A 21,523-nucleotide genomic window follows, 5' to 3' on the forward strand; every position below is an offset into this window, starting at 1 on the left:
GTTTCCCTACCCGAAAATAATCATGTAGGGACACGGCACTGCCGCCTCCTAATTTCTTAATCCGAGCTTAAAAATTCCAAGTAATTATTAGTTAACTCTTTGACTGCTAATTCATAAAATTGCTGGCCATGTTCGGGAGTTGCTAAAGCCGGGTTTGAACCCATTCTGCCATCGGGAAATCGGCGACGAAAGTCAGTGGCACCGTAGATTTTGTGCCCGGATGCAACTTCCTCAGAAAGTGGAGCTTGCTTGATGGCTTCTGGATACAGGTACTGAGTTAAGGCGACTTCGCTAGGGGTGGCGTGTCCACCTTCTTGGTTTCCATACAATTCTTTGGCTAGTTTGTATACGGAGCCGCACATAAACCAATTGCCGATTTGACATTGAATTCGATCGCAATTGGGCAGATTCAAATCTGATAAATGGGCGTAAGTCTCGGAAAATGCTGCTTTCATCGTCGCAATATTCCCACCGTGGCCGTTAATAAAGAAATATTTCTCAAATCCCGCTTTTGCCAAAGATGTGATATAATCCCTGATTACCAGTATCATGGTTTGTGGTCGCAGGCTGATGGTGCCAGGAAAACCGGTGTGGTGCAAGGCCATGCCCACATTAATGGTCGGGCCAATTAAGGCATTGGCCGGTTCCCCCACACCGCGGGCGATCGCCTCCGCGGCTATGGCATCCGTCCCGATTAATCCAGTCGGTCCATGTTGTTCCGTAGAGCCGATCGGGATAATTATGCCGCGGGAACTCTCTAGATAGGTTTCTACCTCCGGCCAGGTACTTAAGTGCAGCAACATTATAGGCAGTTTACAGATTTTTTACTTACAAACTCGATCCTAGTCGGCCTACGCTCTATAGGCTCTAGCCAAACTGATTATTTTATAATTAAACTAAGCTCTACATTGCGATCGCCAATTCAAATTTATATTACTTGACCTTAATAATTTAACTACTTAATTACCAAAGCTTTACCTTTTAATAACCTTTTAAAAGTAATATAACAAACATCTCCCTATAGATTGGGTGTTACCTGGTCAATTATCAGCGGGCAATGTTTTATGAAATTAACACCACCCCTTAAAAAAGACCAGGCGTCACAAGCCTGGACGCAGGCAGACAGCGCGGCTCCGGCAACTGCTCTACGGCTTTATTCCTTGCACGAGCAAGTAGCAAAGGTCGAGCGCGCATCTGTTGGATGGACTGGCAGAGGATGTAAAGCGATTGAACAGGCGATCTTCTAAGTGCGATCGCAGCGCGAGGAGCGCCCCAGCCACTTAACAAGGCGCCTTCCACCAGCCACAAACAAACATAACTCCAACACTGATATTTATGTCTTCTGCTGAATTAAGCGAAAGTCCTTCCAGGTCTACCGTTGGACAAGCGGGTCGGATCTTGTTACTCGAAGGTGAAGACCTATTGCGGGAAATGCTAGCTTTAGCCCTTCAAGAACAGGGCTATGAGGTGGTGGTTACTAGCGACGGGCGCAACGCTCTCCCTTCTATCCAAGGTGGATCGTCATACCACGGTGATTCATACTTTAACTTGCTGATTATGGATTCAATTAACGGTTTAGATCTGTGTCGAATGTTACGACATCAAGGAAATCCCGTACCTATTTTGATTATTGGTGCCAGGGGAAGTGCAAATAATTGCGCTTTTTACTTGGAAGCCGGCTCCGATGACTACCTAACCAAACCTTTTGGAATGCGAGAGTTTATCGCTCGCTGTCGAGCACTGATGCGGAGGCAACGCCTCGGTCAGTTGCCACAACCAGTAATGCTGCAATACAAGAACATAACTCTTTATCCTGAAGAATGTCGAGTCCTGGTTCGCGGTGTAGAAGTAAAATTTTCCCCCAAACAATTTCGTTTGTTAGAACTATTTATGAGTTATCCGCGTCGAGTTTGGTCTCGCGATCAGTTGCTGGAAAAAATTTGGGGGCAAGATTTTATCGGAGACAGCAAAACAGTGGATGTTCACATCCGCTGGCTGCGAGAAAAATTGGAAATAGACCCCAGTCAACCGGAATATATCATTACAGTGCGCGGGTTTGGCTATCGATTTGGCTGAATTTTCAAATTAATCAAAGGAGAGGGTGCTATCTTAGCCATTTAATTAACTTAGGGACACAATTTTGTTGTGTCCTTATTTTTGAGCTTGTGTTAGAAAAGATGAGAAATCAGACAAAGGGTTAGATCGAGTTATATCAATTCCGATTGTACTCACACATGATAGTTCGGACACTCAAGCGAGCCCATTGGTGTCAACTTAAGGTCAAACCCAGTGATAGACTGCTGTTTAACGATTAAGGCCAGATCCCCCCTAGCCCCCCTTAAGAAGGGGGGGACAAGAGTCTTCTCTTTCGTCCCCCTTCCCCCCTTGGGGGGGGCTAGGGGGGGGTGGGGATTTAGGGGGATCTGGACTCAGGTAAAAGCGAGAGATACCAAGGGTTTCAGGCTTAAGTTGACACCAATGGGCTCGCTTGAGTATCCAGATGATTCGACTTCGGTGACAAATCTACCAATAACCTCTCGTTAAACTCTGCTTTACCTATGACTATCAAGCGTCGCGAATTCCTACTTTTCTTAGGTGCAAGTGCTGGTAGTATCGCACTCAATTCTTGCCAGCAAAAAGCCTTCACCCCCTTCGTAGATTCGGTGAATGCGACAAATACATCTGCTAATACTCAAGGAGGCATAAACTTTAAACCCCTTAAAGGGCCAATGCCTTTGTCAGGTAGCAGCACCGTAGCACAAACCGGACAATTAATCGAAATTAGTACGTCGTCATCACAACAGCAAATCCAAGCTTACAGTACCTACGAGGTCCCAGACGACCTGCTACTCCCGGAAGATTTTATTTACGATATTATCGCTGCTTGGGGAGACAAAGTAGGCGATTCTCGCTTCGGCTATAACAATGACTATCTCTCCTTTGTTGAAACCAGCAAAGATGAAGGATTTTTGACTGTTAATTTTGAATACATTAGTGCCAAGCCTTGGATTCAAACCTATCAAAAAGTCATTGGTAAATCCCTCCCTTTTGCTGAGATAGAAACTGCACTCAAACCTGCGGGAAAAGATGGAATTAATGCTTTTTCTTTAGCTGACAAAGAGCCAACTAAAAAGATGGTTAAGGAGGTGAGTACAGAAGCTTTAGTTGATTTAGGGATAGGAGTCATATCCATTCGCCGCAATCCAGCGGGCCAATGGGAGCGGACTAATTCTAAAGCCGATCGCCGAATTACTGGTATTTCTGGTTTAACAGACGGACGCTACGTGAAAGCAACAGGCCCGGCTGTAGCTGTGTTCAACAAAAAAGGTCAAGGCTATCAGGACAAATTGGGTGACAAAATTATCGGCACTTTTGCTAACTGTGCGGGTGGTACGACACCCTGGGGAACAGTTTTTAGTGCTGAAGAAAATATCCAAAATTTAGTACCGGAACCTGTATTTGCCGATGGTACATCTTTTGACCCAGGTCAGAAAAAATTCTACATTGATGCCGAAGAAATGGGCGGTTTGGGTAATGTCTTCGGGTTGGCGGGGAACAAATACGGCTGGATGGTGGAATTAGACCCGGCTAATCCGAAGGATTATGGAACTAAGCATACTTGGTTGGGAAGATACCGCCACGAAGCGCTGGGAATTCGAGTTGTAACGGGCAAATCTTTAGCATTTTACTCTGGGTGCGATCGCCGCAGCGGTCATCTCTACAAGTTCGTCAGCAAAAATGCGGTCAAAAACCCCAAAGACAAAGCTAATTCCCAACTATTGACAGAGGGAATGCTTTATGCTGCTAAGTTTAATGCTGACGGTACGGGTAGCTGGATTGCACTCAAGGCTGACACTCCTGTTAATCCAGATTTGCCTAGCATTCATGCAGGGGGAATCATTAATTTACCGAAGCGACCACAAGGCGGTTTTTTTAAAGTTGAAAAAGATGCCGATGTCGTTGCTTTTAAACAGAAGTTTAAGACTTTAGGCGACCTTTATCAAGGCAATGCTCTGGAAAAACAAGGTGCAATTTTAATTGACGCTCATTATGCCGCAAGTGCGGCTGGTGCTACTTGCACTGCTCGCCCTGAAGATACGGAAATTGCTCCTGATGGTTCTCTTTATATTACCTTTACTTCCGGTTCGGGAAGCGATACTGACGGTGGTCCAGATTTGCGAATTTTTCAAGGTAAAGATGGTAAAGCTTACGAATACGGCTGGATTATGCGTTTGATGGAAGATGGTAACGAACCATCTGCAATGAGTTTCCAGTGGAAAATGTTTGCGACTGGTGGTGAACCTGCTGAGGGCGGGTTGGGTTTTGCTAATCCAGATAATTTGATGATTGACAAGAGTGGTAATATCTGGATGGTGAATGATATGTCTTCTGATAAACTTAATTCTGCTGTTCCTGCGGGTCGAGTTGGTAAGGATGGAAAGCCGATTAGTCAATCTAATTTGCGCGGTTTGTACGGCAATAATGCGATTTGGTTTTTGCCTGCTTCTGGCCCGAATGCGGGGGAGGCTTTCTTGTTTGGAATTGGGCCAATGGAGTGCGAAACTACGGGGCCGTTTTTTACTGAAGATGAAAAGACTTTATTTCTTTCTATTCAGCATCCGGGAGAGATGAATGGAAGTCGCCTAGATCTGGCTTTTGAGAGCCGTGAGTTGGCGATGAAAACTACTGATGGTCAGGAGTTTATGCAAACTCGTAAAGTGCCTATTGGTTCTAATTGGCCTGGGAATAAACCTAATGATCCGCCTAAACCTGCGGTGGTGGCGATTCGTCGCGTGGATTTGCGATCGGTCACCTAAGATTACGCTTCAGGCTCAGGAGTGTCAAATATTTCCAAAAATGATGCTGGGGTAGGCATCCAGTCTGCCCTTTACAGGCTTTGGTGAATCTGTCTATTAGTAAAATGTGGCACAATACCATCACCTTTTTTTGGCTTTGTAAGGTGCTGCGAAGTAAAAAAGAAGTGCAACAGAGCAAAAATGAAACTGACGCATCAGAGACAAGAGAGTTGAAGGGTTAACCAATCTATTTGCTCAAAAGATTGTGACTTTTGGCGAAATTATTTTCTGAGAGAGCGGGTTTTTATCGCAAAAATTAGCCAATTGGCTTAGGGAGTTTAAGACATATTGCTAATGCCTTCTAGCCCCCAAATAAGTTATGTTCCGTTTACAGTCTGTAACATATTCCACAGATAGACGGGGAATAAAGCGGGTGAATCTCAGTTTGGCAAATATATTGGTAGGGGCTCTCGCATGACGGCTGTAAATCTCTGGTTATCGCTAATAAATTTTCTGCGGTCATGCGAGAGCCTATGCAAAATCGGGATGCTCTCAATAAAGCTCGCCATAGCTGGGATTTTAAATATCGCCCAATCTAGAATCTGTTTGCTGGTATAATTAGTTCTGAACTTGTTCGGGTGCAGCTCATCGAAATGATATAATACCTCATCGCCAACAAGTCTTTCTAAGCATGATTACACGATCGAGCGTCAAAGTTGCAGACCCAACTCAATCTGCGGGCAAATTAGCGATTATAAAAAATGCTCGCTCCCTCCCCTTGCGAACAGTCCTGGTAGTTCCCTTTGTCTTGCAAATCTTCGCTGCGGTGGGAGTTGTAGGCTATCTGTCGTTTCGCAACGGACAACAAGCGGTTAATGAAGTTGCTTCTCAGTTGCGACAAGAAATTAGCGATCGCATCTCGGAGCGCGTTCAAGCATACATGACTTTTCCCCATCAACTCAATCAATTTAAAGCTAATGCTTTTGAATTGGGGGACCTGAATTTGCAAGATACTGCCAGAATCCAGCGTCACTTTTGGAAGCAACTGCAAACTTTTGAAACAGTAAGCGTTACATATGTTGCTACTCCAGCGGGAGATTTTATTGGGGTGAGGCGTAAAAATGAGGGTGATTTTTTACTGCAAGAAAGAAGCGAACTGACAGAAGGCAACATGAATTATTATGCTGTCAATAAGGAAGGTGAACGTACTGATTTAGTTAAAGTTAAACCTAAGTATGACCCGCGAGTCCGTCCCTGGTACACCGCAGCAACGGAAGCAAAAAAGGCAACTTGGAGTAAAATTTACGCTGATTTTACTAGCAAAGGATTGGGTATTACAGCAACCCAGCCATTATACAACACATCGGGACAGTTGCAGGCAGTCTTGGGCACAGACTTACTTTTTTCGCGAGTAAATGAGTTTCTTGCTAAGTTAAAAATTGGCAAATCAGGACAGACATTTATTGTCGAGCGTTCCGGGGCTTTAATCACTACATCGACTACGGCTCCAGTATATTTAATTAAGGGTGAAGAAACCGAAAGAATTCGGGCTATAAATAGTGAAAATAGCGTAATAAGTCTGACAACTAAATACTTGGAAGAACGCTTTGGAGACCTCAATAATATTCAGGATAGCCAACAGCTTAATTTTCAAATTAAAGGTCATCAACAATTTCTACAAGTTACTCCTTTAAAGGACGGCAATGGTTTGGATTGGTTGATTGTGGTAATTATTCCAGAATCTGACTTTTTGGAACAAATTAATGCCAACACTAGGACGACTATTTGGCTGTGCATTGCAGCTTTTACCGTAGCCATAATTGTCGGTATACTTACGGCAAGATGGGTGACTAAGCCAATTTTATATTTGAATGAAACCGCAAAAAATATTACTAAAGGTCAGTGGGGAAAAATTGTAGAAATTAACCGTAATGATGAAGTAGGGGAACTGGCTCATTCCTTTAAGAGTATGGCGGAACAACTGCAACTATCCTTCGCGGAAATGCAAGCTTTGAATGAAGAATTATCTGAGAGTAAAAGCCAACTTAACCAAATTTTAGAAGCCGTCCCAGTGGGGATATTTGTAGCTGAATCTAACGGTCAGCCCTACTACATTAATTCTCGCGCCAAATCATTGCTGGGAAAAGGTATAGTTGCGGATCTTAATCCTGATGAAATTAGAGAGGAATATCAAATTTATCTGGCTGGTAGTAATGAAATTTACCCTCCAGAGAAAGATCCAATAATTTGTGCTTTTAATGGCTCAAGTGTCAATGTTGATGACTTAGAAATCCACAAAGGCGATCGGGTGATTCCCCTAGAAGCTTGGGGAACGCCAATTTATGATGAAAAAGGAAAAGTCAGTTATGCGATCGCAGCTTTCGCGGATATTACCCAACGCAAAGAAAGTGAGAAGTTGGTAACGGAATATAACCACACCCTCGAAATTCAAGTCGCCCAAAGAACTCAAGAACTTTCGGAAGCTTTGAACTATCTGCAAGCGACTCAAAACGAACTAATTCAATCGGAAAAAATGGCGGCGTTAGGACAATTAGTAGCCGGAGTAGCCCATGAACTAAACACTCCTTTGGGTGCGATTCGATCCAGTGCTGGAAATATGACTAAATTTTTGGGACAAACTCTTTCTAACTTACCCTCGCTGTTTCAGTCACTTTCCACCGCCGAAGCTGAAATCTTCTTCCTTTTGCTCAACAAATCTCTGCAAAAAGATATGAGTTTAACAGCCAAAGAAGAAAGGAAGTTAAAGCGGTCTTTAATTAGCAAACTGGAAGACCAAGATATTGATGATGCTGATGACATCGCTGATACCTTGGTAGATATGGGGATTTACGAAGCCGACGAATTTTTGACTTTGTTACAAAAGGGCGATCGGCATAGCATCTTGGAAATGGCTTACAAACTCTCAGAAATTCAGCGGGGAACTCAAACAATAAATACCGCAACAGATAGAGCATCAAAAGTCGTATTTGCACTGAAAAATTATGCCCGTTACGACTCGTCGGAAGCCATGATTCAATCGGATATAGTCGATGGCATAGAAACGGTACTAACCCTGTATCAAAATAACATCAAACACGGCGTAGAAGTATTACGAAATTTCCAAAAAATAGAACCAATCCTCTGCTACGCAGACCAACTCAATCAGGTGTGGACAAATCTGATTCATAATGCCCTGCAAGCAATGAATAATAAAGGGACATTGACGATCGATATCCTTCAGGATGGTAATTATGTCAAAGTTGCAGTCACCGATAGTGGCCAGGGAATTCCGGCCGAAGTTATCCCCAGAATATTCGAGCCATTTTTTACTACTAAGCCCCCCGGAGAAGGTAGTGGTCTGGGGCTGGATATTGTCAAAAAAATTATTGAAAAACATCATGGTAAAATAGAGGTGGAATCGGTTCCCGGTAAAACCACTTTTACGGTTTTCCTATCGGCGAATCTTGCCTAAAATTTCCTGAAAACTGGCTGACTATCGAGTAACTATAAAAAACTCCCAGCTTTGGCTAGCTTCGGTTGTTTTTCTATTCAAAATCCATCGTAATTATAGTTGATTCAAAGCCGGAAAAATTCCTAGTATGATACCAAATACTGTGGGAATGATGACATTTTGAATTACTAAAACCCTTGATTTGATTGCATATTCCATCTTCCCTATTCCTTCTGGTATAATCCTAATCAACAGGCCAAAAATGTCTAAGCCAATCATCCTGTGCGTTGACGACGAAAAAGTGGTATTGAAAAGTCTCAAAACCCAATTAAAATCAGCATTTGGTAGTAACTATGCCTATGAAATGGCAGAGAGTCCTGCGGATGCTTTAGAGTTAATCGATGAATTCAACGATGACGAAACAATGATTATTTTAATTGTTTCTGATTGGTTGATGCCAGGAATGAAGGGAGACGAGTTTTTAGTTCGAGTCCATAAAAAATTTCCGAATATTGTTAAAATTATGCTGACTGGTCAAGCGGATGAAGATGCAGTCCAGAGGGCGTTCGATGAAGCAAACCTCCATCGCTGTTTGCACAAACCTTGGTCAGAAGAAGAGTTGATCGAAACCATTAAAACTGCTTTATCACTATGACCAAACAAGTTATTATTTGTGTGGATGATGAAAAAACAGTTTTGAAAAGTCTCAAAACTGAATTAAAAGATGCTTTAGGTAATACTTATCGAATTGAAATTGCTGAAGGAGGTGAAGATGCCCTAGAATTAATTGCTGAATTGATGGAAGACGGGTATGAAATTCCCTTAATTATCTCCGATTACGTGATGCCAGACATGAAAGGAGATGAATTGTTGAGGCGAGTCCACCAATTATCTCCTAAAACTCTCAAGGTGATGCTAACAGGTCAGGCGACTATTGAGGCGGTAGGAAATGCCATCAAAAATGCTAAACTTTATCGTTATATAGGCAAACCTTGGCAAACAGAAGATTTGAAATTGACGGTAACAGAAGCAGTCCACAGCTACAGTCAAGATAAAAAACTAGCTGCACAAAATGCGGAACTTTGGAACATCAATCAGGAGTTGGAATTTGCCCTAGAACAGCAATCAAAATTAACGGAAGCTGCTAAACGCTTTGTACCTAATGAATTTGTCTCGCTGCTAAGCCGTGACACGTTGAGCGATGTTAAATTAGGGGACAGCGTGGAAAAAGAAATGTCCATATTATTTTCTGATATTAGGGATTTTACTGCTTTGTCGGAGGGAATGACACCCCAGGAAAATTTTAAATTTATTAATGCTTATTTAAGTCGAATGGAACCGGGAATTATTGAAAATCACGGTTTTATTGATAAATATATTGGGGATGCAATTATGGCTTTATTTGGTCACAGTGCCGTTGATGCAGTCCAAGCCGGAATTTCTATGTTGCACAGTCTAGATGATTATAATCTATATCGGATTAATGCTGGTTATGGGCCGATTAAAATTGGGATTGGTATCAATACAGGTTCATTGATGTTAGGAACCGTTGGGGCAACTAATCGGATGGATAGTACGGTGATTGGGGATGCGGTGAATTTAGCGGCGCGGGTGGAAAGCCTGACAAAAAGCTACGGAGTATCAATGTTAATTACTCAAAATACTTTTTCCAAGTTAACAGATTTTCCACGGGATTGTATCCGCAATATCGGTCATGTTCGAGTCAAAGGAAAATCTAATTTGGTGACAATTTATGAAGTATTTGAAGCGGATAAACCTGAAGTAAAGGAAGGCAAGGCAAGGACTTTATCTATATTTAGAGAAGCTTTATATAACTACAGTGCGAGTAAACATAAAGAAGCTGCACAACTTTTTGGTGAGTGTGTGGAACAAAATCCGCTGGATCAGGTTGCACAAAATTATCTGGAACGTTGTCAGGAAATGCAGGCAATATTACCCCAAAATCGAGGGGAGTTTATTTAAATGCTAACTACTTGTAAATATTAAAGCATAAAATAAAGGATATACATTTTAATTTTTATCCCAATATCAATGGTCAATAAGTCCAAGTTTGTAGAACTTTTCCGGCTAATTTCTTCCCAAACCAAGGCGTATTGACCGATCGCGACTTCAAACTTTGCCCATCAACAGTCCAACTCTTTTGCGGGTCGAATAAAATCAGCTCAGCAGCGACTCCTGGTGCAGCCGTAGGAGGGGTTTGTCCGAGACAAACGGCGGGGCGGGTACTCAAAAATCGCCACAGTTCTAGAGCCGAAAAATCGCCGGTTTCTACCAAATTTTGCCATAGTAAAGGTAAAGCTAATTCCAAACCGATCGCCCCTGGTGGAGCATCAGCAAAAGCCACGGTTTTCTCCTCATAAGTATAGGGAGTGTGGTCGATCGCGATCGCATCAATCACCCCATCTTGGAGGCCTTGAAGCAGCGCCAACTGGTCAGCCTGATTACCCAAAGGCGGATCTAAACGCAAATTTGGGTCATAAGCAAAAGAAACAGTGGTATTTCCTGAAATTGCCCCCACATTTAACAACAAGTGCATCCAAGTCACACTCGCAGTCACCGGCAAACCCCGCGCCTTCGCATCTCGAATTAGTTCCACACTGCGAGCACAAGAAACCCGCATGATGTGCACGGGAGTCGGCACAGTAGCGACTAATTCCAGGATGGCAGCCAAAGCGGAAGTTTCCGCAGCCACCGGCATTCCCGGTAAACCCAAGCGAAGGGAAACCGCACCATCCCTAGCGACTCCATTTCCTGCCAAAGTGCGATCCATCGGCCACAAAGCCACCGACTTACCCAAAGGCTGTATATATTCCAACAAACGCATTGCCAGAGCTGGATTAGCCAGGGGTAAACCATCGGCAAACCCCACAATCGCGCTGGATGCCAACTCCCCCAACTCAGCCATATGTTGCCCAGCCATACCCGTAGTGAGAGCGCCCCAGAAATATAAGCGGGGAAGGGAAGGGGCAAAATTGCGGATATTTTGCTCTAACAAAGCTAAACCGGCCAAATTGTCAAGAGGTGGAGATGTATCGGGCAAAATCGCCACCCGCGTAAAACCACCAGCAGCAGCAGCCTGCATCAAAGATTGCAGGGTTTCTCGATCCTCAAAACCAGGCTCTCCGCTGTGACTGTAAATATCAGTCAGTCCCGGCCCCAAAATCAGTCCCCGACAATCTCGCACTTCTGTGTCAGCGGGGAATTGGGCAATTTTTGGCTCAACTGCTTTGATATCGCCTTCAGCAATCAGAACATCAGCAAGGCGATCGCCCTCTGAAACTGGATCTAGCACCCGTACATTTTGCAGCAGTTCAGAAGTCATTGGGAATTGGGAATGGGGAATTGGGAATTGGGAATTGGGAATTGGGAATTGGGAATACAGTCAACGGTTAACAGTCAACAGTCAACCGTCAACTGTCAACTGTCAACTGTCAACAGTCAACCGTCAACAGTCAACCGTCAACCGTCAACTGTCAACTAAACTTTTGTCCCACACTCCGGACAAAACTTATTAGTCGAAACATTCTTGGCCCCACAACTGGGACAATAAATTAACTCTGCCGATTCCAAGCTGCTGCGTTCGGGTAAACCAACCATTTGAGCGTTGCTCTTACCGGGAACAACCATCGGATAACAGTTTTCGTCCCTCGTCACCTTCACGTCCAAAAGTACCGGGCCTTCATGGGCTAGCATTTCGGCGATCGCCTCCTTCAGTTCCCCCGGCTCCGAAACGAGCATCCCCTTCACCCCATAAGCTTGTGCCAGCATCACAAAATCCGGCATCCCCACAGTCATGTTCGATGACGAATAACGCTCCCCGTAGAACGCCTGTTGCCACTGTCGCACCATACCTTGCCAGCCATTATTCACAATTACTAGCTTGACATTAATGCCGTATTGTGCTAAAGTTCCCAACTCTTGAATATTCATTTGGACGCTAGCATCGCCAGCAATGCAAATTACTTGCTCCTGGGGCAGTGCCATTTTCGCACCCATTGCCGCCGGCAGCCCGTAACCCATAGTTCCCAAGCCAGCACTAGAAATCCAGCGACGAGGCCCGTTGTTGAGGAATTGAGCCGACCACATTTGATGTTGACCCACATCGGTGGTGTAGTAAGCATCCGGCGCTTGAGTTCCCAACTCGGAAATCACCTCTTGGGGAGACAAAATTTCTGGGTAATGAGGTACGACTAAGGGGTAATCGCGTTTCCAGCCGTCGATCCTTTCGAGCCATGCCCGTGTTTGTCCCGGATTTCCCGAAACTCCTGTTTCACGACAGCGACGCAGCATATCGATCAAAACTTGGCGGACATCTCCGACAATCGGAACTTCTGGTCCGCGATTTTTACCTACCTCAGCGGGGTCGATGTCGATGTGAATCACCTTGGCGCGGGCGGCAAACTCGTCTAATTTGCCTGTGACGCGATCGTCAAATCGGGCTCCGACAGCAATCAACAAATCGCACTCGGTGACGGCAAAGTTAGCGTAAGCCGTGCCGTGCATCCCCAGCATTTTCACCGACAAAGGATGATTTTCATCAAAAGCACCTTTGCCCATCAGGGTTGTGGTTACTGGGATTTGGAACAGTTCCGCTAGTTCTTTAATTTCATCATGGGCTCCCGCGGCGATCGCGCCGCCACCGACATAGATCAAAGGACGTTGGGATTCGTTGAGCAAATGAATTGCTTGATTAATTTGCCGGGGATTTCCCTTCACTGTCGGCCGATAACCAGGAATCCTGACTGCTCCAGGCTCGACGGGCAGATAGTCAAATTCCTCCAAACCCACATCCTTGGGTACGTCCACCAACACTGGCCCTGGACGCCCCGTACTGGCGATGTGGAAAGCCTCGGCGACTATTTTCGCCATATCTCTGGGGTCGCGTACTACATAGGAATGCTTGACAATGGGCAGTGTAATGCCATAGATATCGGTTTCCTGAAAAGCATCGGTGCCGATCGCCGGCCGAGCCACCTGACCGGTAATAATTACCATCGGGATCGAATCCATGTGAGCCGTCGCAATCCCCGTCACCAAGTTAGTTGCACCCGGCCCGGAAGTGGCGAAACAGACCCCTACTTGTCCGGTAGCGCGGGCATACCCATCAGCAGCGTGAGCAGCACCCTGCTCGTGGCGCACCAGAATATGTTGGATGCCGCCCTCGGCTTCAGCGCGGTATAGTTCGTCGTAAATCGGCAGAATTGCGCCGCCGGGATAACCAAAAATATGCTTGACACCGTGTCGTCTCAAGCTGTCAATCAGAGCAAATGCACCAGTTGCACGCTTTACCGCTACTTTAGTTTTTAGTTGCACAGATTTTTTTTCCTCAAAGTAATTATAATTTACGATTAAGGCTTTCATTTTACTTCTTTCTCAATATGGAAGCTTTAAAAGTTGGAGTGTTGATATTTTTCTCAACACTTGAGAATAAGACATCGGCTTGGGGCATAGAAGTTTTAGAACCCCAGAGGGAGACAGGGGAGATTCCGATCGCGGGAGAACCCCAGAGGGCTGAGCTGGAAATACGCTACTGTCACGCATCTAACCCGCATTCGGCATCCTCAACAGTCACATCGACAGTTATAGCTGCTCAATCTTTCTTCGTAACTGCTTTGTAAAACTTATCTAAACTTTTCTAAACCCATCTTTAGACACAGTTCGTGTTTACTTCCTACGCTATTGGGTAGACGGCTAATCCCAAGATAAGTAGGCTATCCCCCTCAAGCCGAGGGTTCCCAATTTAAAATGTTTAAACTTGCATTCCAATCACGATCTAAACATATGCCACAAACAGGACAGTCGAAAGTCCGAACGCTTAGTGGCATATCTTTTTTAGTGCCACAATTCGAGCAAATTTTAGTGCTGGGGAACCATTGGTCTACCAGCACTAAATTTGCCCCAGCAGTTGATTATCCAAACTTGTTTGCTTTCCTTCGCAGAAAATAATTTTGCTACTGACAACACTCACAATTACACCTCTAGCCTGATAATGTGTGCTTCAGGCACTAATTGCTCCACATAATCAGAGTGGGTTGTAATTATAAACTGATTATTATTGCCTAGCTTAGTCAAGGATCTAAGGAATGCCTGTTGCATTGGTGGGTGGAGGTGCAATTCAATTTCATCAATCAAGATGAGTGAATTATGAATGTTCCAATTGGCAAAATCCATGAGGATGGGAAAGACAGCTCGTTCGCCTCCAGACATCTCAGAAATTTCATACTGATTTCTGCCGTCGTAAAGATAAAACCAAGGTTCGCTCAGGATATCATCTATATTCTCGCGCGGGACGGGGCCTAGAAAGCTGCGTTGGGGAAAAACTCCTTTGTAACCTCGTTCAATTTCAGCATACAAGTCTTTTTGTCCCGGTCGCAGTTGCTGAATTCTACCTGTTTCGACATCTTGATGAAACTGCCGCCATTTTGATAGCCGATCGCGCAAAATATCCTCAGTAATTTCTTGTTGCTTTTCGGGATCTTCTGTTGTTAGGCTAGTTGCAGTTCTTTGCTCGGTGTACCAAAGAACGCTGCCAACTCGCTGAAACGCCTGAAAGCCTTCAGAACGAAGCAGTCGTTTAGCGTATTCTCGTCCTTTAAATTGAAATAATTCAGGAGCACTATCCGCTACGACTAGCTCAGATGGCGATCGCCATCTGAGTTTCACACTATGTTTTTGTGCCGGAGGAACTTTTAAATTGTGTCCCATCCCTTGTAATTTTTGGTAAAAGTCTGCAACTGCTTGAAGTTCTTGGGAGGAAAACTGTACCTGTAAAGTGACTTCTGGTGGAAATTTTCCCCAGTTGTTTCCTAGCAATTCATAGTTAAATCCTGCCCATTCTAAGTCAGAAAATTTTTGTAATCGTCCGGTAGCCGTACCTAATGTTGCTGCGATCGCTTGTAAAAGACTTGTTTTGCCAGAGCCGTTCATGCCAATTAGAACAATCAGATTTCGTGCCAACCCAGTTTCGGGATCGGTGAAATCAAATACCGAAGGATTCGCAAATTTCTTGAAATACTTTAGCTCAACAGATTGAACTTTCATTTGGGAAGTCTCTAAACATCGTTGACTGATGACTAATAACTGATGACTGATGACTGTTGACTAAATTCAAACAACATCCTGTAAAACATGGCGGGTATGCCGCCAAGCTACAAGCCCCATGACTGGGACTAAACAGCCCAAACTCAGTAACACAATCCGCAAACCGAGATCATCAGAGCCCACAGCTTTACCCACAGCATCTGTCAGCGGGCCGGTAATTGCCAGAGGTAGACTGAGGGCAATATTAATTGCATTGTTCTCAAATCCAAAGACTTTTCCTCGCATTGATTCTGGAGTTTGCTCTTGAATTAAGGCTTGCATCGGGCCGTTAATCAGGGAAGCACCGAAACCGAACAAAGCGCTTAAACTAAATCCCAACCACAACTGTCTGGTAAAGGCAAACATTGCCAACACAAAACCCATCATTAAGAAACCAATTAACGGTAAAGGTTTGTTGTACACGCGATCGCCCCAATGTCCCAAAAACGCTGCACCAAAAACCATACCGATTCCCGCAGCAGCCAACAAAAAGCCAAATTGAGTTTCCTTGAGACCTATTTTGCCCGAAAGTGCGATCGCCAGCACCTGAAGCGCAGCAAACACCGAATACAAAATCGTCAACTGTACCATCGCATTGCTAACCAGGCGATTGTGCTTCAAATAGCGTAAACCTTCCTTGAAATCTTGCCAAGGATGGATGTTTTTTACACTGCTGCTAGCATGAGTTTCTTTGATCCGCATAGCATAAATCAAAACAGCCGATATCAGATACAACCCGGCCAGCAAAAACTCTCTAGAACCTCCTCCGTAGCTGTGTTTGATCCAAGTAAACAGCGGTTCGCCGATCGTCATACCGACAATGATGCCACCCATCGTGGACGAGGCGAATAGGGCGTTGGCGGACATCAGTCCCTCTCGCCCCACCGCCAGCGGAATGGCTGCTGCTTCTGCGGGAGCAAAAAATTGGGTGACGGTAGAAACCAAAAATGTAATCACCAGCAAGACAACAAAGGCTTTGGGCAAAAACGGCATCGCGGCAATTAATAGGGCTCGAATCACGTTGCAGCCCATCAGCATTTGCTTCTTGGGAAAGCGGTCTACGGCGATACCTGCTACTGAACCAAAGACGATCGCAGGCACCGTGTAAGCAATCATCACCGCTGACAGCATGGAATTTTCAAAATTCTGCCCTGGTGTGTAATCACCAGTTTTCAGGAGGATAATCAGCAATACATAAAAAATCTTATCTGCCACTTGGGCCAAAAGTTGGCCAGTCCACAGGGCGAGGAAGGCGCGGTTTCTGAATAGGGCATTGAGGCCATTGCGGTCAGGGGGAGGACTAGCTGGGTGCATAGGAATAGTTTAACTGACCGCCTTTGGTAATTATAGTTTTCAGCAATACGTGCAAATTTGACATAGCAATATGGAGGCTGGGAAAACTCCTGTCTCCTGGGTTATTTTTCTGTTTTAACAGATCGCCGTCGAAAGGCTACGGTCTTTTCACTCTAATGCGATCGGCTCAACCTAACCCAGCCTTGAGTAAAATCAAGGAATTTTGTCAAAGATTGGTCTACATTTCAATGGCGTTGGAACATACGGTAGTATATTTTACAAAATGCAATGGCGTTGGCAATGATATCAAAAGGTGTCACCCCAATTAAGTAATATAACGAAGGAAGTAAGTGTCAGGAGTGAAAAACTTGAAAAAAGTTGAAGCTATTATTCGTCCCTTTAAACTTGACGAAGTAAAAATCGCCCTTGTCAATGCCGGCATTGTAGGGATGACTGTTTCTGAAGTTAGAGGTTTTGGTCGCCAGAAGGGTATGACTGAACGCTATCGCGGTTCTGAGTACACGGTTGAGTTTTTGCAAAAACTCAAGGTCGAGGTCGTTGTTGAAAACGATCAGGTTGACATGGTGGTTGATAAAATCATCGCTGCTTCTCGCACTGGCGAGATTGGCGACGGCAAGATTTTTGTCTCTCCTGTAGAGCAAATTATCCGTATTCGCACTGGTGAAAAAAACCTAGAGGCAATCTAGGAAATTCGGGAATGGGGAATGGGGAATCGGGAATCGGAATTTGTAGCCGTCTCTCGCCCTCTCCCTATCTCCCTATCTCCCTATTCTTTTACTTCACAATTGTCTTCATTTGTGGTATCAGAGACTGGAATGCTTTGCCACGGTGAGAGTACAATCGCTTGGTATCAGGTGTCATTTCTGCAAACGTCTGTTGCTGTGCGGGCACGTAGAAAATGGGATCGTATCCGAAACCTCCGGTACCGCGAGGACTTTGCAGAATTTCACCGCGACAAATTCCTTCTACTTGCAGGGCAATTGTACCGTCGGGACGGGCGATCGCGATCGCACCAACAAATTGGGCTTGTCTGTTCTGTTGGCTTCCTAATTCTTTGAGAAGTCGCTCAATCCTGTCAGCATCCGTTTTTCCGTAGCGCGCCGAATAAATTCCGGGTTGGCCATCCAGTGCATCTACCATTAAACCGGAATCATCTGCGATCGACCATTCTCCAGTTGCTTTGGCGATTTCCGCAGCTTTCAAACAAGCATTAGCGATAAATGTATCGCCAGTTTCTTCTACTTCCAACTCTTCCGGTTTCAGTTGTAACTCCCACCCTAAATCCTGAAGATAAGTTTGCATTTCTTTGAGTTTGCCGGGATTGCTGGTAGCGACAACTAGCAATTTACGATTAGTCATTATTTCAATTAAAACTTACGCATTAATATTAACAAAAATCTTGCGCCAATGGTGGCAGCGTCAGTTAATCTTTTTATTAACCGCAGAGGACACAGAGGGCACAGAGAAGAAGCAGGGAGAAACAAGTAAATAAATCTGGTTTTAGTGCTTTTTTTATATTACGGTGGAGCATTAACAATTAACAGTTGACAAGGAACAGCAAAAACCTAGGGCTGATTGGGCTGTCCCTTGTCAATTATCAACTGTTTAACCTTTCTGCGCCCAATCTTTCGCCCAATTCAAGTTTTGCATTACTTCTTTCAAAGTCGCAGCTTCTGAATATAACCGCAAAACTGGTTCAGTACCGCTAAATCGAATTAATAGCCAACTTCCGTCAGCTAAACGGAATTTATATCCGTCAACTTTGTTGCAATCTACAACTGCTTTATCGGCGATTTTTGTTAAAGGTTGATTTTCCAACAGCGACAGCAAACGCGAACGTTCGTCCATATTTGCTAAGTGCAAGTCGATTCTGTCGTAAGCTGAAGTAAAGCCTGTTTCTTTTTGCAATCTGGCATAGATTTGGCTTAAATCTTCGCCGGATTTGACAACGGCTTCTAACAAATACAGCGCCGACAACAAAGCATCTCTTTCTGGGATGTGGGTACCGTAGCCGATTCCTCCCGATTCTTCCCCGCCGACTAGGACTTGAGTGGTCAACATTCGATCGGCTATATACTTGTAACCGATCGGCGTTTCAAATAAGGGCAAGTCGTACAATTTAGCAATTTTGGGGATAATGTCAGAACCGCTGACTGTTTTAATCACTTCCCCTGTAAACCCGCGCCGTTTGGCTAAATGTTCGATTAATATGGGAACTAGGATTTGTGAACTGAGGAAATTGCCGCTAGAGTCAACAGCAGCAATCCGATCGCTATCTCCGTCAAACACAAACCCGATCGACAAACCAGAGCTTTGGCGTTGGTGAGTTCGCATCACCCGAAACAACTGCGAAAGATAGCGCGGCAAAGGTTCCGGTGCTCCGCCTCCAAATAGCGGATCACGATCGCTATTGACTTCGTGCACTGTTTCTTCTAAAATCTGTGCCAATCCTCCGGCGGCCGCACCGTGCATGGCATCTACAAATACGGTAATTTTGTTAGAGGCGATCGCCTCTTTAATCCCATCAATATCGACCATTTCCCGCAAGGTTTTGCAGTAAGCAGGCCAAGGATTGAAACTCTCCAATTTGCCCGGAGTTGCGGAAATTGGGGCGGGATTTCCTAACTTTGCTTCTATCTGTTGAGTAACTTCCGGCGAAACTGAACCTCCAAAGCCGCCCTTGACTTTTAACCCTAAATATGCGCCGGGATTATGGCTGGCAGTTAGGACGATCGCGCCCAAAGCATTTAATTGTTGCGCAGCCAAACTAAAAGCCGGCGTGGGAGCGTAAGTATCGCTCAGCAGCACGTCAAATCCGGCGTTCTGGACTGCAACAGCCGCTGTTTTGGCAAAATCTTCAGCCAAAAATCGGCGATCGTGACCGACGATTACGGTACCGCTGCTGGCATCATTGCCGCCGGTTTGTGCGAGAACTTGTGCTGCTAGCGGCGCTACTAACGCTACGCGATCGAATGTAAAATCGTCAGCAATAATGCCGCGCCAGCCATCTGTACCGAATTTAATAGGATTCATTAGTCAAAAGCCATGAGTCACCAATCTATTTTATTAGCTCAACAGGCGATCGTCATCTAATTTGAGATTTGAGATTATGGAATTGTTCCTCAAGCCTCTACTCTCACTACTGACTAATGACTACTGACTAATGACTACTGACTAATGACTACTGACTAATGACTACTGACTATTGACTAAAAGAATGCCGGTTGATGGCGAATCAAATTCAAGAATTCTTCACGAGTTTTCTGTTCGTCTTGGAATATGCCCAACATCGCACTGGTAACTGTCCAAGCACCGGGTTTTTGTACTCCGCGCATAGTCATACACATATGACTAGCTTCCATCACCACAGCTACTCCCCTGGGTTCCAATATGGTCTGAACCGCTTCGGCAACTTGGCGAGTCAAACGTTCCTGTACCTGTAACCGTCGGCTGTACATCTCGACAATGCGGGCTAATTTGCTCAACCCTACTACTTTTTGGTTGGGGATGTAAGCAACATGAATTCGTCCCATAAACGGTAGCATATGGTGTTCGCACATACTGAAGACGCTGATGTCTCGGACTAACACCATCTCATTGTGACCTTCGTCAAAGATAGCGCCGTTAAGCAGTTCTTCTAGGGATTGACTGTAGCCACTGGTGAGAAACCGCATAGCTTCTGCTACCCGCTTCGGGGTTTTGAGCAATCCTTCCCGTTCGGGGTTTTCTCCGATTCCTAGCAGCATCGTCCGCACTGCTTCCATCATTTCCTCCTGACCTACTTCGGAGGGTACCGGCACCTGGGATTCTTGACCGTTGGATGAGTTGCGGTCTGGTCGAGTGGGGATGCGGGGCAAATTGTTGTCTGGGGTTTCTGAAAGTATTGTGGAACCGTTGTTCGATGCAATTGTCATAAAAAATTGGTGTCAGGGTAGATGGATTTTTGATTTGGGATTTGCGATTGGAGAATATAGCTAGAGATTCAAAGATTGTTGAATTCCTGGAAAACTCAGCAGTCTCAAATCTCCTGTTCACAAAACTCCAGCGTTGGACATGAGGGTGATTTCTTCAATTACGGCGCCATCGGGTAACTGTACTGCGTGCAGTATAGATTCGGCGACGATTTCTGGAGTTAACATGGCTGTGCGATCGAAGTCGGCTTGGACTGTTTCCGTGTCCCACATGGGAGTGTTGACAGAACCTGGACAGATTGTTGTTACACGAATTCCGCCAGCCCGTTCTTCTGTCGCTACAGCCTTAGACAAAGCCATGAGACCGAATTTGCTGACGCAATATAGTCCCCAATTCGGAAAGACTTGGCTGCCGGCGATGGAGGAAACGTTGATGATGATTCCTGATTTTCGATCGCGCATGGACGGCAAAATTCCTTGAATGCACTGCCAGACGCTAGTCAAATTCAGGTCTAAAACTCTCTGCCAGTCGGCTAGAGGCGTTTCTGTCAATGGACCTGTATAGCCCATGCCAGCACTGTTGACCAGGATATCTACTGGTCCAAATTGAGCTGCAATCGCACTGATGCTACTTTGCACTTGGTCAATTTTTGACAAGTCTAAGGGATAAGCTTCTGCTTTCACTCCGACTTCTCTGGCTGCGGCGGCAACGGCTTCTAAGTTTTCTGACCCTCGACTAACTAAAGCCAGGTTTATGCCGGCTTTGGCAAATGCTAGAGCCGTGGCTTTGCCAATACCGCTACTTGCTCCGGTAATCAGAGCCTGCTTTGTTGTCGGATAGTTCATAGAAAAACTCGGTATGGGGGAAACTCAGTCGATCGAATATCCCATGGGAACAGTTATTTCTGAGATTAACATTAAGAAATGTTAAGCCGATGTCACATCAAAAA

General features: G+C 45.0%; 17 protein-coding genes and 1 pseudogene. 8 read left to right on the forward strand and 10 right to left on the reverse strand.

The annotated features are described in order from the left end of the window. Positions 1-56: 56 nt before the first annotated feature. Positions 57-803 carry a creatininase family protein gene (locus tag AAFP11_RS02945; RefSeq protein ID WP_341735671.1) on the reverse strand — a complete coding sequence of 249 codons (747 nt, stop codon included), beginning with the start codon at positions 801-803 and terminating at the stop codon, positions 57-59. A 532-nt stretch (positions 804-1,335) separates the two neighbouring features. Between AAFP11_RS02945 and AAFP11_RS02950 the strand changes: the two genes are divergently transcribed. From AAFP11_RS02950 to AAFP11_RS02970, 5 genes are all read left to right on the forward strand, one after another. Next, positions 1,336-2,076, forward strand: coding sequence for a response regulator transcription factor (locus tag AAFP11_RS02950; protein WP_341735672.1), 741 nt, complete (start codon positions 1,336-1,338; stop codon positions 2,074-2,076). A gap of 482 nt (positions 2,077-2,558) precedes the next feature. Then, positions 2,559-4,817, forward strand: coding sequence for an alkaline phosphatase PhoX (locus AAFP11_RS02955; protein ID WP_341735673.1), 2,259 nt, complete (start codon positions 2,559-2,561; stop codon positions 4,815-4,817). A gap of 670 nt (positions 4,818-5,487) precedes the next feature. Beyond that, the gene (locus AAFP11_RS02960) at positions 5,488-8,268 is read left to right on the forward strand and encodes an ATP-binding protein (protein ID WP_341735674.1); all 2,781 of its coding nucleotides are present in this window, start codon (positions 5,488-5,490) and stop codon (positions 8,266-8,268) included. Positions 8,269-8,509: 241 nt separating this feature from the next. After that, positions 8,510-8,902: a response regulator gene (locus tag AAFP11_RS02965; RefSeq protein WP_341735675.1), complete on the forward strand. Its 393-nt coding sequence runs from the start codon at positions 8,510-8,512 to the stop codon at positions 8,900-8,902. After that, complete coding sequence (locus AAFP11_RS02970; RefSeq protein ID WP_341735676.1) at positions 8,899-10,230, forward strand: adenylate/guanylate cyclase domain-containing protein; 1,332 nt, start codon at positions 8,899-8,901, stop codon at positions 10,228-10,230. Before AAFP11_RS02965 ends, AAFP11_RS02970 begins: the two co-directional genes overlap by 4 nt. Before the next feature lie 73 nt (positions 10,231-10,303). Here AAFP11_RS02970 and AAFP11_RS02975 read toward each other — a convergent pair whose 3' ends face one another. Next, complete coding sequence (locus tag AAFP11_RS02975; RefSeq protein ID WP_341735677.1) at positions 10,304-11,590, reverse strand: dihydroorotase; 1,287 nt, start codon at positions 11,588-11,590, stop codon at positions 10,304-10,306. Positions 11,591-11,602: 12 nt separating this feature from the next. Here AAFP11_RS02975 and AAFP11_RS02980 point away from each other — a divergent pair, with 12 nt between their 5' ends. Further along, positions 11,603-11,749 (forward strand): hypothetical protein, encoded by a 147-nt coding sequence (locus AAFP11_RS02980; protein ID WP_341735678.1) that lies wholly within the window; start codon positions 11,603-11,605, stop codon positions 11,747-11,749. Here AAFP11_RS02980 and ilvB read toward each other — a convergent pair. Then, entirely contained in the window at positions 11,746-13,581 is a 1,836-nt protein-coding gene (gene ilvB / locus AAFP11_RS02985; protein ID WP_341735727.1) for a biosynthetic-type acetolactate synthase large subunit, read from the reverse strand. The genes AAFP11_RS02980 and ilvB overlap by 4 nt on opposite strands. Before the next feature lie 65 nt (positions 13,582-13,646). On the opposite strand from ilvB, the gene AAFP11_RS02990 reads away from it, so the two are divergent. Beyond that, positions 13,647-13,886 (forward strand): hypothetical protein, encoded by a 240-nt coding sequence (locus tag AAFP11_RS02990; RefSeq protein ID WP_341735679.1) that lies wholly within the window; start codon positions 13,647-13,649, stop codon positions 13,884-13,886. Between the two features lie 102 nt (positions 13,887-13,988). Here the strand turns inward: AAFP11_RS02990 and AAFP11_RS02995 are convergent. The 3 genes and pseudogenes from AAFP11_RS02995 to AAFP11_RS03005 all read right to left on the reverse strand — a co-directional run. Then, positions 13,989-14,159 (reverse strand): annotated as a pseudogene (locus AAFP11_RS02995) (transposase); the annotation flags it as partial. A gap of 79 nt (positions 14,160-14,238) precedes the next feature. Then, positions 14,239-15,309 (reverse strand): AAA family ATPase, encoded by a 1,071-nt coding sequence (locus AAFP11_RS03000; protein WP_341735680.1) that lies wholly within the window; start codon positions 15,307-15,309, stop codon positions 14,239-14,241. Positions 15,310-15,375: 66 nt separating this feature from the next. After that, positions 15,376-16,662 (reverse strand): MFS transporter, encoded by a 1,287-nt coding sequence (locus AAFP11_RS03005; protein WP_341735681.1) that lies wholly within the window; start codon positions 16,660-16,662, stop codon positions 15,376-15,378. 347 nt (positions 16,663-17,009) lie between these two features. On the opposite strand from AAFP11_RS03005, the gene AAFP11_RS03010 reads away from it, so the two are divergent. Continuing rightward, positions 17,010-17,348, forward strand: coding sequence for a P-II family nitrogen regulator (locus AAFP11_RS03010; RefSeq protein WP_341734688.1), 339 nt, complete (start codon positions 17,010-17,012; stop codon positions 17,346-17,348). Positions 17,349-17,436: 88 nt separating this feature from the next. Here AAFP11_RS03010 and rdgB read toward each other — a convergent pair whose 3' ends face one another. The 4 genes from rdgB to AAFP11_RS03030 all read right to left on the reverse strand — a co-directional run bounded on the left by rdgB (position 17,437) and on the right by AAFP11_RS03030 (position 21,419). After that, entirely contained in the window at positions 17,437-18,021 is a 585-nt protein-coding gene (rdgB, locus tag AAFP11_RS03015) for an RdgB/HAM1 family non-canonical purine NTP pyrophosphatase (protein ID WP_341735682.1), read from the reverse strand. Positions 18,022-18,267: 246 nt separating this feature from the next. After that, on the reverse strand, positions 18,268-19,695 hold the full coding sequence (locus AAFP11_RS03020) for a phosphoglucomutase/phosphomannomutase family protein (RefSeq protein WP_341735683.1): 1,428 nt from the start codon (positions 19,693-19,695) through the stop codon (positions 18,268-18,270). 176 nt (positions 19,696-19,871) lie between these two features. Continuing rightward, positions 19,872-20,576: a GTP cyclohydrolase I FolE gene (gene folE, locus AAFP11_RS03025; RefSeq protein WP_341735684.1), complete on the reverse strand. Its 705-nt coding sequence runs from the start codon at positions 20,574-20,576 to the stop codon at positions 19,872-19,874. Positions 20,577-20,693: 117 nt separating this feature from the next. Next, complete coding sequence (locus tag AAFP11_RS03030) at positions 20,694-21,419, reverse strand: SDR family oxidoreductase (RefSeq protein WP_341735685.1); 726 nt, start codon at positions 21,417-21,419, stop codon at positions 20,694-20,696. Positions 21,420-21,523 lie beyond the last annotated feature (104 nt).

This window comes from Microcoleus sp. CAWBG640 (genome assembly GCF_020883015.1).
In the GTDB taxonomy this organism is placed as follows: domain Bacteria; phylum Cyanobacteriota; class Cyanobacteriia; order Cyanobacteriales; family Microcoleaceae; genus Microcoleus; species Microcoleus anatoxicus.